The sequence below is a fragment of the Nostoc sp. genome, assembly GCF_036917315.1.
In the GTDB taxonomy this organism is placed as follows: Bacteria; Cyanobacteriota; Cyanobacteriia; order Cyanobacteriales; family Nostocaceae; genus Nostoc.
On the sequence record NZ_JBALDR010000064.1, the window covers coordinates 13196 to 26592 of the forward strand.

4 protein-coding genes are annotated in these 13397 nt (G+C 42.8%); all 4 read right to left on the bottom strand.

Annotated features, from left to right (window positions below):
* Positions 1–184: 184 nt before the first annotated feature.
* The gene (gene pabB / locus V7K84_RS29225) at positions 185–2347 is read right to left on the bottom strand and encodes an aminodeoxychorismate synthase component I (protein WP_334843379.1); all 2163 of its coding nucleotides are present in this window, start codon (positions 2345–2347) and stop codon (positions 185–187) included.
* 109 nt (positions 2348–2456) lie between these two features.
* Positions 2457–8597 (bottom strand): amino acid adenylation domain-containing protein, encoded by a 6141-nt coding sequence (locus tag V7K84_RS29230; protein ID WP_334843382.1) that lies wholly within the window; start codon positions 8595–8597, stop codon positions 2457–2459.
* Positions 8594–12016, bottom strand: coding sequence for a non-ribosomal peptide synthetase (locus V7K84_RS29235; protein WP_334843384.1), 3423 nt, complete (start codon positions 12014–12016; stop codon positions 8594–8596). Before V7K84_RS29235 ends, V7K84_RS29230 begins: the two co-directional genes overlap by 4 nt.
* 15 nt (positions 12017–12031) lie before the next feature.
* The gene (gene gntT / locus V7K84_RS29240; protein ID WP_334843386.1) at positions 12032–13390 is read right to left on the bottom strand and encodes a guanitoxin biosynthesis MATE family efflux transporter GntT; all 1359 of its coding nucleotides are present in this window, start codon (positions 13388–13390) and stop codon (positions 12032–12034) included.
* Between the last annotated feature and the right edge of the window lie 7 nt (positions 13391–13397).

A 13397-nucleotide genomic window follows, 5' to 3' on the forward strand; every position in this document is an offset into this window, starting at 1 on the left:
GGAATTACTTGAATTAGATTTCATTTTGAATTTTAAATTGTTAATACCATTTCTCTGTGAAGCTGCGCCAAACTCTCTCAAACTCTTACCTTGGCGCTCTTCTCTAACGAGACGCTGCGCGAAGGCGCTCTTGGCGGTTCGTTAAAAAATTAAATGCATCTTCATACAGAATTGGTATAAGCATTTATGCCCGCACTTTTTGATAGCTATCAGAAACTTCTGTTTCTACTCCCTGGATGTAATATTGGTTAGGATCAACGGCTCCATGCGTTGCGATCATCATGGCATGAATCAATGCCTTTGCTTTCAGCAGCATTTCTTCAAACTCCATCTGGGGATCGGAAAGCGCCACAATGCCACCGCCAACACCAATTGAGGTTTGCTCTGGAGTCAGCACAGCAGTACGAATGACAATATTCAAATCAGCTGAACCATTCAATCCCAAAAAGCCGATCGCTCCTGAATAAACTCCCCGTGCTTCCTGCTCTAATCGATCGATAATCTCAAGGGTTCTGAGCTTGGGAGCGCCTGTCATAGAACCACCGGGGAAAGCATTACGAATACAGTCTGTGGTACTCATCCCGGCGCGTAATTGACCGCGAATCGTCGTCACCAGTTGATGCACCGTGGCATAGGTTTCTACATCCATCAATTTAGGAACATGCACAGTACCAACCGCACATACTCGTCCTAGATCGTTGCGGAGCAAATCTACAATCATCAAATTTTCCGCTTGATCTTTTTCGCTGTTGCGTAATTTTTCGCGCAGGTTAAAATCTTCTTCTGGTGTTTTTCCTCGTGGTAGAGTCCCTTTGATGGGCTTTGTTTCCACCCAACCTTGGCGATCGATGCGTAGAAATCGCTCTGGAGATGAACAAGCGATCGCTACATCACCAAAGCGCAAAAATGCAGAGTATGGCGCAGGATTTATCTGGCGTAATGTCCGATAAAATTCCAGTGGATCGGGTGTTGTATCTGTATGAATCTGGTTTGTCAAACAAACTTGATAAGTTTCTCCCTCGTGAATTTCCTGCAATGATTTTTCAATATCATTCAGATAAGTTTTTTCCGACCGACTTAATCGAAAGATTACAGGTGTCTGTTTCTTCTCAGGAACAATCGGCGACAGGGAAGGAAGGTTCTCAATCTGTTGTTCGATCGATTCAAACCATGCTTCTGCTGAGGTTGTTTTTCCCTGTTGAACTAGGCAAAGCAGATAGAGGGTTTGCTCTTGGTGGTCAATTGCAATCGTGCGATCGGCCAACAAAAACATGGCATCGGGTAAGCTAGAAGGGTGCTTTAATTCATATCCACATTCTGCCTTTAATTCATACCCAAAGTAACCCACAAACCCGCAGTTGAAATCGAAGGGTAGCTCCTCAGATGAGCAGTGTCGCTGTTCCAGTTCTCGCTTGAGATACTCGAAAATCCCCTGTTTCCTGAAGCTTACGGTGTGAGACTGTGTAACCGTGAGTTCCTGCGTTAGGGTCTGATAACGAATCAGCAGACTGTTGTCGCCACTGCTATCTCCCATAAACGAGAAACGAGAAAGACCAAGTTCAACACGACTGCTGTCTAGCCAGAATGCATTTGGTGATTTGCCAAACAAATGCACAAACATCTGCTCAGGATCGGGACTCAGATTCAGCTTGCGCGTGCAAAGTTCAAATTTCTGCTGTTTTTGACTAGAAGAACTCGCAGGTATGGGAGCAGCTTTGCTATCTCCTGTCCAATACTGTTTTTTTGGAGTTTTGCCGCGCTCTTGGGCAAATTTTAGGGTAATCTCTTTAAAATTCTTCAATAAGGTGTGTCCATATTCAGTGCAGATTGACTCTGGATGAAACTGCACACCCCATAGCGGTAAAGATCGATGGCGCATTCCCATGATCAGGTTGTCATCTGTCCACGCTACTTTTTCTAAACAGTCTGGTAGGTCATCTGCAACTAGCAAGGAATGGTAGCGCACAACAGAGAAAGGAGAAGGAATTCCTGCAAACAAATCAGTTTCAGTGTGATAAATTTTACTGAGCCGACCATGCCGAACTTCAGGTGCATGAATAACTTTTCCTCCATACCCATGACCAAGCCCCTGATGTCCAAGACAAACACCTAGAAGCGGTACTTGGGCATTTTGAATAGCTGGACGGCAAATTCCAAAATCTTTTGAGTTCTCAGGACGGCCGGGCCCTGGTGAAATTACAATGTTGTCAAATTCCCACTGTTTGAGTTCACTCCATGCAAATTGATCGTTATAAATTACAGTGGGATACTCTCCATTGACTTCTGCAATTAATTGGTAAAGATTAAAGGTATAAGAGTCATAGTTATCAATGATTAGGGTTTTCATCTTGTCAGTTCCGGTGTTGCAAATTTCGGTCATGAATAGGGAATGAGATTTTATATTTTTAATCTCAAATTATGCGAGTGAAAGTATTCAGTTATAAATAGTAATTCTTTCACTTGCTATTTATTGTATGTTTTAATATTTCAAAATAATTTTGCAGCATTGAACGAATATCTTGACTATTAAAATACATGAGATCGTATTCTACATGTATGCTGGCATTTCCTGAAACTGATTCCATTGACACAGCATAATTTAAAGGAAAATTGAACTTATCATGAAACCTTCTTCTGTGTATTTTTAAATCAGTATAGTCGGAAATATTTTTAGCATTATGGAAATGCACAAAATTAAACGTAGCGAAAAAAAACTCTGCCTCAGCACCAGGTTTTAACTGTTGGTCTGACAAAATTTGCAGAAGTGGATATCTCACATAAGGTTCGATATCAATTAGAGATTGCTGGACATTTTTAATTTGTACAACTTTATCTTCTGTAATTGATTGACAAAACGGAACAATATTCCAGAACAAACCCAAAGCACCGAACGGATCGGATAATCTTTCTGTTCTACCATTGGAAATAACTCCTACAGAAACTCTGTTTTCTTTGGTCACAGTACCAATGAGGTCAACGTAGGTACTCAGGAAAATTGCTTTTGGTGAAACTTTCAATTTTCGACAGAATTGCTGTAAATCAGTAATGATTTCTGAGCCTAAATTATATTCTTCAGCAACAGCTTCTACTTGAGCTACTGAAGTTGTTAACGGCTGCAATGGTTTATATGTATAGTTTTCTAAGTGAAGCTTCCAGAAATTTGATGCGTCTAGTGAGCCAATTATCTCTTTCTCCAAAGCGACAAATTCCTTGTACACATTGGCGACAGGGGATACTGTTATTTCTTCTTTCTTCTTGATGGCAGAATATAACTCGTACAGTTGGTTGAGAAATTCAATGCTACTCCAGCCGTCTGTAATGGCGTGATGCATTGACGTGAAGAATTCAAATCTATTTTTGGCTTTCTGAAAAATCCAGGCTCGAAAAAGTGGTTGATTGGGGTTTTCAACGTTCAATAAATTTTGTCTATCTTGCTTGACAAATGCATCAATGTAATTTTCCTGTTCATCTGGATTGAGGTTGCTAATGTCTTCCTCGTTGATGGAAAATCTCAGATTCTTTTTAACCACCTGACATACTGGTTTGCCATTCTGGATAATAAACACCGTTCTAAAAATTGGGTGTTTTTCTACCAGAAGTTTGAAAGCCTGCTTAAAGGCATCTAAAGAAAGATTGTCATCATATATATCGGATGATTCCTGTCCGTGATAAACCCCCATTTTTTGATGGTCATTCGAGTAATGATGCAACATAAACTCCTGCATTTTGGCAACAGGATATGCCGATTCCGTATCGTTAGGCAGTAACTCAGAGATACCCTCTGGCAGTTCTAATAAATGTAGGGGCGCAGGCTGGGAATTATTAATTTGTCGATCGAGGCTTTGAGTGGTCTGTTCAGATACATCAGCAGATAAACAATGAGCAATTAGCGATCGCAAACTAACCACAAAATCTTCAGCGAGATTTTCAATAGTGCTACGTTGGTGAAAGTTTTCGCTGTATGTCCAATGAAGTTGTAACTGTCCCTCTACTACGAGTCCATCGATCTCTAGCAGGCGATCGCAACTTTCAAGTAGACTGTGTTCTGCACCCACTGATTCAGGGGCTAGTTTGCAGAAAGAATTTGCTTGCGTTCCCCAATCGAATTGTCCCAGGTAGTTAAAACTTACTTCTGGTTGTGGTAATGCAGATATCTCAGAGGTAATTTCTGCATCCCCGCTTAAATAGCGCAACACCCCGTAACCAATACCCCGCTTTGGTACGGCACGGAGTTGTTCTTTGATAAACTTAATTGCATCTCCCAGATTATCTGTTGCTTTTAACTCTAAAAGTACGGGGAAGATTGTCGTAAACCAACCGACTGTCCGCGATAAGTCTACATCGTCAAAAATATCTTCCCGCCCATGACCTTCAAGGTCAAGCAACACAGAGTTACTACCAGTCCAGTTACTTAAAGTCTGCACCAAAGCAGTCAGCAAGATATCATTGATCTGAGTTTTATAAGCTTTGGGAACTTCCTGCAACAGAGCGCGGGTTTCCTCAGATGAGAGCGACACCGATACAATCCGGCTAGATACCACAGTGTTTGCACCCAACGCATAGTCAACTGGTAAAGGGGTTATCTGCGTGCGTGAAATACCTTGCCAATAATTCAGTTCTTGTTTTGCAGTAGCTGAGTGGGCGTAAGCAGTCAGTTTCTCAGCCCAGTGTTTAAAAGATGTGGTCTTGGAGCGAAGCTGAATTTTTTCGCCGCGACTGAGTTGTTGGTAAGCTGTTTCTAAATCCTCTAACAAAATCCGCCAAGAAACGCCGTCTACTGCTAGGTGATGGATGATTATGAGTAATCGACTGGGTTTATTAGCACCTAGCGTAAAAAACGCTACTTGCATTGTTGGCCCAGCAGAAAGGTTCAAGCTGGTTTGTAGGGAAGCAGCAGTAGCTTCAATGGCAGCTTTTTGTTCTACCTCTGCGATTGCTGATAAGTCTACATGGGAAAAAGGAATAGTATCATCAGGACTAGTGTTAATCTGTTGCCAATCTGAGTCAGACTGCACAAAACGTAAGCGTAGTGCATCATGATGTAACAATAATTGTTGCACCACTTGCGACAACAGAGCGGGGTCTAGTGTTTGTGGTACTTCTAGTAGGAACGACTGGTTGAAGTAATGAGGTTCTGGGAAATTTTGTCCAAAAAACCATTGCTGAATGGGTGTCAGAGGTAATAACCCAGTTACCAGCCCTTGTTCTGCCGTCACCGTTTGAGTAATGTTAGTGACGGCTGCCAATTCTGCGATCGCTTGATGTTGAAATATCTGCTTGGCAGTTAGTTGCAGTCCGGCCTGTTTGGCTTTAAAAATAATTTGAATACTGAGAATGGAATCTCCGCCCAGTTCAAAGAAGTTGTCATGAATGCCAACTTTCTCAAGATGCAGCACCTCACGCCAGATTTTGGCTAGTATTTCTTCAGACTCTGTGCGCGGTGCTACTAGCTCTGTTTCTAGTTCATGACGTGCTGTATCAGGTGTCGGTAGGGCACGTCGGTCTACCTTACCGTTGGGGGTAAGCGGTATGGCATCTAAAATCACAAAAGCAGAAGGTATCATGTAGTCTGGCAACTTCTGTTTCAGGAAGGAGCGCAATTGATTTTTGATTTCCGGGGTGCGAGTTACTACATAACCCACTAAGCGTTTTGACCCCGGAATATCTTCTAAATCTATGACTACTGCTTCTGATATTTGCGGATGTGAGATCAATACAGTTTCAATTTCCTCTAATTCGATCCGAAAGCCCCGGATCTTCACTTGATTGTCAATTCGACCCAGAAACTCGATGTTACCGTCAGGTGAATAACGAGCCAAATCCCCTGTTTTATACAGACGTTGTGATTTGTTGAAGGGGTGAGGAATAAATTTCGCATCTGTTAAATCTGGGCGGTTGAGATAACCTCTGGCTAAACCCACACCGCCAATATGTAATTCGCCTGGTACACCAATGGGAACGAGTTGCAGTTCGCTATCTAGAATATAGGTTTGTGCATTACCAATAGGCCTACCAATCAGTTGCTGTGGTCGTGTATCGTCTAGCACTAGCTGCGATAATTTATACACTGTTGTGAATATCGTTGCTTCTGTAGCGCCGTATCCGTTAATCAATAGCGGTGGTTCTTTTAAATTATGGAGACGCGATCGCTCGTCCATACACTGTTGCCACAGCTTTAATTTTTCTGGTAGCCATTTTTCTCCTCCAGTAGCAAACAGTCGTACTGAGGTCGGTAGGATCTGATTTGTTGCTGCTAATTCAGAAGTTAACTGATTCCAGTAAGCTGTTACCAATATCAAGACTGTTAGCTTCCATTCCCGGCATTTCTGCAAAAATATGGGGATAGAACTCAACATATCAGCAGTCCGCAGCACTAGTGTTGCACCACTGATTAGACAGGGATAGATTTCTTCGCCTGCTGGATCAAAACTAATTGATGCAGCTTGCAGGACGCGATCGCGATCGCTTATCCCATACTCATCTCTTGCCGCTTGGACAAAATTCACTAAAGACCGATGTTCAATCATCACCCCCTTCGGTTTCCCCGTAGAGCCAGAAGTATAAATTACGTAAGCTAAATTATTGCCTTTAACCTGAGTGGCTGGATTTTCTTCGCTTTCAGCACCGATCGAATCCCAGTCACTATCTAAGCAAATCGTCTTTGCTCCCGTATTTGGCAATGAGTCCACCAACTGCCGTTGAGTGAGCAGCACCTTAGCTTGAGAATCATTCAACATATAAGCCAAACGCTCGGCAGGATAGGCTGGATCTAGAGGTACATAAGCACCTCCGGCTTTGAGAATTCCCCACAATCCGATGAGCATTAACGGCGATCGCTCTACACAAATCCCTACTAACACTTCTGGACTCACACCCATTTTTTGCAGATAGTGTGCTAGTTGCTTCGCTTTTTTGTTTAACTGCTGGTAAGTCAGTTTTTCTCCTTCCAACTCCACCGCAAAAGCGTCGGGCGTTTTTCTGACTTGCTCTTCAAATAATTGATGGATGCATCTATCTAATGGATAATCTTTTTTTGTATTGTTCCACTCAACTAACAATTGATGTTGCTCAAGTTCTGTTAGCAGTGGTAATTGGGAAATGGGCTGTTGTGGATTCGCTACAATTCCTGTCAGCAAAGTCTGGAAATTTCCTGCCATGCGAGCGATGGTTGAATCATCAAACAGGTCGCTGTTGTATTCCCATTCGGCTATCAAGCAAGAGGAGGTATGCTCAATTGATAAAGCCAAATCAAACTTTGCTATTCCCGTTTCTACGGGAAGTGAACTTACAGCGATCTCAGGCAAATCCAAAGATGGTATGGGAACATTTTGGAGATCGAACATCACCTGAAACAACGGTAAGTGACTTAAGGAACGCACAGGTTGTAAGGCATCTACCAATTTCTCAAAAGGCAGGTCTTGATGAGCATAAGCTTGCACTGCTACTTCCCGCACCCTAATTAGCAACTGCTCAAAACTAGGGTTGCCAGAAAAATCAGTACGCAGCACTAAAGTATTGACAAAAAGACCAATTATCCTCTCTATTTCTGGACGATTGCGACCAGCAATAGGTGTACCTACTACGATGTCCTTTTCGCCTGTGTAGCGATAAAGCAAGGTAACAAATGCTGCAAAAAACGTCATGAACGGTGTAACGCCTACACGCTTGCTGAGATTGGCGATCGCCTCACCTAGCTCCAGAGGAAGTATAAATTGTTGATGTCTTCCCCGGTTTGTTTGGATGGCAGGTCTTGGTCTGTCGCTGGGAAGTTCTAGTAATGTGGGAGCGCCTTGAAGTTGTTGCTTCCAATAAGATAACTGTGCAAGCACCTCTTGTTCCAACCACTGCCGTTGCCAAACAGCAAAGTCGGCATACTGTATCGGTAATTCTGGTACAACAACTGTTCGGGGGGATTTGTCAGTACAAAATGCAGTGTAGAGCGCGATCAATTCTTGAACAAATACGCCTGTTGACCAACCATCAAAAATAATGTGGTGGGCTGTTAGTAGAAAGACATACTCTGTTGAGCCAACCTGTAAGAGGGTGGCACGCACTAAAGGTTCTCGCTCTAGGTCAAATGGTCGTACTGCTTCAGTTGTAACTAATCGTTGCATCTCGACTTCTCGCTCTACTTGAGGCAGATGAAGCAAGTCCACGATTTCTAGTTGCAAACAAAGAGTTGCAGCAATAACTTGAACAGGTTGATCCTCTTGTGTTACAAAGTTTGTGCGTAACGCTTCATGACGGCGGATAATTTCGTTAAGGCTTGACTGTAGGGCAACTACGTTGAGTTGACCGCTAAAACGCCAGGCGATGGGGATGTTGTAAAACGCACTATCTGGCTGTAATTTGTCAAGGAACCACAACCTCGCTTGTGCAAAGGAAAGTGGTAGATTTTCCGCCCTACTAACTGGCTTGATTGCTGAAACAGTGTCTTGGTGTAGAAATGCTAGAATCTCTGCTTTGCGTTCAGCTATCTGAGCTTGCAGTTCGGGTGTCAAAACTCCTTTAGGGGCTTTACATCGTAGCTTCTCACCATCAAGAAAGAGTTTTATATCTAAACTACGCAGGTGAGACAGAAATTTATATATATTCATATCTCAACCTCCTCGTACTCACCATCAGATGTATCAGAAGAATCCTGTAATCCTTGCACTGTCCCCCGGACTATCTCACAATACTCGGCAAAGCTAGCTATGGTTGGTGCTTCAAATAAAGTGAGTACGGACAGATTCATCTGGAAGACTTGGCTTAGTCGAGATATGATTTGGGTGGCGAGCAGAGAATGACCACCGATTTGAAAGAAGTTGTCGTGGATGCCTATATTCTCTAAATGAAGTACTTCTTGCCAAACAGCAGCAATGGTTCGCTCCACCTCAGTTTGAGGCGCTACGTAATTTGCTTCTATATCAGGTCTAGTTTGGTCAGGCTGAGGAAGTCCGCGGCGATCGACCTTGCCATTAGGAGTATGCGGTAGAGCATCTAAAATCACAAAGGCAGAAGGTATCATGTAATCTGGCAACTTCTGTTTCAGGAAAGAGCGCAATTGATTTTTTATTTCCGGGGCGCGAGTTACTACATAAGCGACTAAGCGTTTTGACCCCGGAATATCTTCTAAATCTATGACTACTGCTTCTGATACTTGCGGATGTGAGATCAATACGGTTTCAATTTCCCCTAGTTCAATACGGAAGCCCCGGATCTTCACTTGATTGTCAATCCGACCCAGAAACTCGATATTGCCGTCGGGTAAATAACGAGTCAAATCCCCTGTTTTGTAGAGACGTTGTGATTTGTTGAAGGGGTTGGGAATAAATTTCGCATCTGTTAAATCTGGGCGGTTGAGATAACCTCTGGCTAAACCGACACCGCCAATATGCAATTCCCCTGGTACACCGATGGGGACTGGTTGTAGGTAACTATCGAGGATGTAGGTCTGCACATTATCAAAAGCTGTACCAATCAATTGACGCGATCGCATATCCTCTATGACCAACTGCGATAAGTCGTATACCGTTGACAATACAGTTGCTTCCGTCGGGCCGTATCCGTTCATCAACAGTGGGGGTTTGGCTAAATTATGGAGACGCGATCGCTCGTCCATATCCTGTTGCCACAGCTTCAATTTTTCTGGTAGCCATTTCTCTGACCCAATAGACAACAGTCGTACTGAGGTCGGTAGGGTTTGATTTGTTGTTGTTAATTCCGAAATTAACTGATTCCAGTACGCTGTTCCCACCATTAATACTGTTAGCTGCCATTCCCAGCACTTCTGTATAAATGTGGAGATAGAACTCAACATCTCGGCAGTACGCAACACCAGCGTTGCACCACAGATCAGACAAGGATAGATTTCTTCAACAGCTGCGTCAAAACTAAGCGATGAAAATTGGAGGACGCGTTGGCTTTGCCCGCCGCAGGCATCGCTCTGGCTCATCTCATACTTATCTCGGACTGATTGGCTGAAATTTACTAAGGAACGATGTTCAATCATCACTCCTTTGGGCTTACCTGTAGACCCAGAGGTGTAAATCACATAAGCCAAATTATTGACTTTTACCTCAGTCTGTGGGTTTTTCTCGCTTTGAGTGCTGATTAAATCCCAATCTGTATCTAAACAGATTACTTTTGAGTCAGTATTCGGAATTGAATTAATTAACGATTGTTGAGTTACCAACACCTGCGCCTGAGAATCATTCAACATATAGGCTAGGCGATCGGCAGGATAGGCTGGATCTAGAGGTACATAAGCACCACCTGCTTTGAGAATTCCCAATAATCCGATTATCATGAGTGGCGATCGCTCTAGGCAAATCCCCACCAACACTTCTGGATTCACACCCATTTTTTGCAGATAGTGTGCCAGTTGGTTTGCTCGTTTATTTAACTCTTGGTAAGTAAGTTGTTCTCCTTCCAACTCCACCGCTACAGCGTCAGGTGTTTTTCTTACTTGTTCTTCAAATAATTGATGAATACATTTATCTAATGGATAATCTTTTTTTGTATTGTTCCACTCAACTAATAATTGGTATTGTTCCGCCTCGGTCAACAATGGCAAATCTGCAATCCTTTGTTCTGGATTGGTTAAGATGCCCAAGAGTAAAGTTTGATAATTTCCGGCTATTCGTTTTACAGTAGCAGCATCAAACAAGTCAGTGTTGTATTGCCAACACAAATAAAACTCACTACCAGCTTCAATAATTGCTAAATCTATGTCAAATGCGGCTCCCCGTTGATGTCCTTCTATCATGTATGGCGACATCACCAAAGATGATTTTTGATTCTCGTACCAGCGATGCTTTTGCCAAGTTAGGGAAACTTGGAACAGAGGGGGACGGCTAGAATCTCTCTCAGGCAGAAGTTCTTTTACTAATAAGGGAAAAGGATAATCTTGATGCTTCTTAGCCTCAGAAACTGTGCGACGTACTTGAGCAACAAATTCTCGAAAGGTAGGATTTCCCGCCAGATTTGCCCGTAAAACCACAGGGTCTGTGAAGTAGCCGACAATGCCTTCAAACTCCTCTCGACCTGACCGACCAGCCACCGGACATCCTACGAGGATATCTTCTTGACCCGATAAGCGGTAAAACAGTACGAAAAAGGCAGCGAGGAAAATTCTATAAAGGCTAGTTTTTTCACATTCTGACAACTTTCTCAGCCTTTGGAGCAATTCTTCGTCTAACTTAATTGTGTGTGTTGCTCCACAGTAAGTCTGCACACTTGGTCGCAGTTTATCTACAGGCAAATCTAAAAGCGGCAACTCACCGACTAATTGTTTATGCCAGTATGCCGAGAGTTTCTCACCTTGAGAACTTGCCAACATCTCGGTCTGCCAATGCACATAATCTGTGTATGATAGCTTGGGAAGGGGGAGGATATTATCTGTTTTAGAATTTGAAATATTTAAATTTTCAATAATCTGTAAGGAAGCTTGAGGCAATGTTTTTGCTTCAGTGGCATATAGGAGTTGGAATTCGTTTAATAATATGTCAAAAGACCACATATCCCCAGCAATGTGGTGCATGGCTAGCAATTGGATGTGTTCGGTTGCTGACAGTATAAACAGATGTACCCGCAGCGTTGGGTCTGTTTCCAAATTGTAGGGACGGTCAGCTTCTGCCAGAATTTGCTTCTTTAAGTAGTCTAAGTTCCAACAAGAAGCATCTGTTACCTTTACATCCACTTCTTGGGATGGGTGAACGAGTTGAAGAGGTTGACCTTGATGCTGTGTATAAGTAGTTCGCAGGATAGGATGACGTTCTACAATCTGAAGCCAAGCTCGATGCCATGCCCGCAAGTCTAACTCTGAGCCAATCCGCACTGTGGTATAGAGATTGTAAGCGATGCTTTGGGGTGCTACCTGGTAGAGAAACCACATCGCTTGTTGACCGTAGGAGAGGGAAAATGATTCTGCTTCCTTTGTTAGTTGTGGGTGTTTTTCCGAAGAAGAATTGCTCTGCATTGCTAATTTATCATCCAAACTGGGTTGTCTTTTCGTTGAAGCAGATGCACTCACTCATTTTTGCTTATGCTATCTGTCTAAAGCTGGGAGGGAGGCATCACCATCCTCAAGAACAAATGTAGTAGGTAAGCTTGCCACCAGCATCACCATTCTGATTGCATAGAATAAAGATAAAGTCAACCACAAGATATGGTTACTCGAAAACTTAATAGCAGCAAAACCCGCAGGCACAAACCCTACTGCAAAAGCTATCAAGCTAACATTGCGGAGGATATGTCCTTGTGCCAAACCCAAAAAGTATCCTTCCAAGGTGAAGCCTATTGAACCAAATACCAAAACGAGTAGCAACCAGGGAATAAAAGTATCTATGTTAGAGACAACTTCAGTATGGTTAGTTAACAAGCTAAAAACAGTATCGGGAAATAGCACACACACTCCGCCAAAAAACAGTCCTACCAGCAGAGCAGTTAAGACAGAAACACCAGCAACGGGTGCTAACTGCTGTAAAGTGCCTTTTCCTTTAAAATTTCCGACCAAAGTTTCTGTACCGAATCCCAGCCCTTCTACAAAATAGATATTCAAACTACTTATTAACATCAGCAAGGTATTTTGAGCATAAATCATCGTTCCCATCTGCGCTCCTTGATAGTTAAATATTAAGGAGGTAAACAGAATAACTAAATTGCTGATAAAGATGTTTCCATTAAGAGTCAAGTTAGCTCTTATAGCTTGGATGTCCCATATTTTTCCAGCTACCGCTCTTACCTCAAACCACTGGAATTCTGTGCAAAAAAATATCAATCCTACCAACAAAGATAGATATTGGCTTGTCGCATAAGAAACTCCTGCACCCGTACTTTCCCATCCCAGATAAACTATAAACAGGTAGTCAAGTGCGATTTTGACTCCATTACTAATGACTGACAACAGCACAACTAAAGCACTTTTTTCCCGTCCTAGTAACCAACCTAGTAGGACGAAATTGAGCAAAATCGCAGGCGCTCCCCAAATTTGGGTATTTAAATAGGCTTGCGCTGAAGATTTTATGTCCGGGGTAGCATTTAGTAGGCCAAATCCAAACTCTCCCAAAGGGTACTGCAAGAGTATGAGCGCGATACCTAGCACCAAAGCAATTAAACCATTACGTAGTCCTATCAACAACATACCTTCTCGGTCATCTCGTCCGACTGCTTGCGCTGTTACTCCAGTAGTTCCCATGCGTAAAAAGAGCAAAACGAAGTAGATAAAGTTAAGCAGGTTTACAGCGAGGGCGACTCCAGCAAAGTGTTTGATTTCCGAGAGATGACCTAAGAAGATAATGCTAATTAAATTAGCCAGTGGTACCATGATATTCGACAAAACATTAGCAATAGCTAATCGGAAGTACCGTGGTACGAAGTCATACTGGCTTGGAAACGTCAGGTTCATAGATTGC

Excerpts from the sequence above, each read along its gene's own strand:
- V7K84_RS29230 (WP_334843382.1), bottom strand. The coding sequence starts at position 8,597 with ATGAATATATATAAATTTCTGTCTCACCTGCGTAGTTTAGATATAAAA.
- gntT (WP_334843386.1), bottom strand. The coding sequence starts at position 13,390 with ATGAACCTGACGTTTCCAAGCCAGTATGACTTCGTACCACGGTACTTC.
- pabB (WP_334843379.1), bottom strand. The coding sequence starts at position 2,347 with ATGAAAACCCTAATCATTGATAACTATGACTCTTATACCTTTAATCTT.